The 1,087-nt window shown below is 50.0% G+C and carries 1 rRNA gene; it reads right to left on the reverse strand.

Annotated features, from left to right (window positions below):
• Positions 1–999 (reverse strand): 23S ribosomal RNA (locus ABGI61_RS16735); the annotation flags it as partial.
• Positions 1,000–1,087 lie beyond the last annotated feature (88 nt).

Raw genomic sequence — 1,087 nt, forward strand, 5'->3', positions numbered from 1 at the left:
ACTTTGGGACCTTAGCTGGCGGTCTGGGTTGTTTCCCTTTTCACGACGGACGTTAGCACCCGCCGTGTGTCTCCCGAGTAGTACTCATTGGTATTCGGAGTTTGCATGGGGTTGGTAAGTCGGGATGACCCCCTAGCCCAAACAGTGCTCTACCCCCAATGGTATTCGCTCGAGGCGCTACCTAAATAGCTTTCGAGGAGAACCAGATATCTCCGAGCTTGATTAGCCTTTCACTCCGATCCACAAGTCATCCCCATCTTTTTCAACAGATGTGGGTTCGGTCCTCCAGTTAGTGTTACCCAACCTTCAACCTGCTCATGGATAGATCGCCCGGTTTCGGGTCTACACCCTGCAACTATTCGCCCAGTTAAGACTCGGTTTCCCTACGGCTCCCCTATTCGGTTAACCTCGCTACAGAATGTAAGTCGCTGACCCATTATACAAAAGGTACGCAGTCACACCACGAAGGTGCTCCCACTGCTTGTACGTACACGGTTTCAGGTTCTATTTCACTCCCCTTACAGGGGTTCTTTTCGCCTTTCCCTCACGGTACTGGTTCACTATCGGTCAGTCAGGAGTATTTAGCCTTGGAGGATGGTCCCCCCATCTTCAAACAGGATACCACGTGTCCCGTCCTACTCGTTTTCACTAAATAAGCATTGTCGTGTACGGGGCTATCACCCTGTATCGCTCATCTTTCCAGATGATTCCACTAACACCTATCTAGCTTAAGGGCTAGTCCGCGTTCGCTCGCCGCTACTAACGGAATCTCGGTTGATTTCTTTTCCTCGGGGTACTTAGATGTTTCAGTTCTCCCGGTTTGCCTCCCAACACTATGTATTCATGTTGGGATAGTGAGTAAACTCACTGGGTTTCCCCATTCGGACATCTGCGGGTCTAACGCCTCTTACCGGCTTCCCACAGCTTTTCGCAGGTTAGTACGTCCTTCATCGCCTCTGACTGCCAAGGCATCCACCGTGTACGCTTAGTCACTTAACCATACAACCCAAAAATGTTTTGTGTCGTACAGTGTGCTTTGCTACACAATCCTTCCGCTTGAGTTCGGAAGTATGCTTAGCTTGTTTTT

The organism is Rheinheimera fenheensis (assembly GCF_039871805.1).
GTDB classification, from domain to species: domain Bacteria; phylum Pseudomonadota; class Gammaproteobacteria; order Enterobacterales; family Alteromonadaceae; genus Alishewanella; species Alishewanella fenheensis.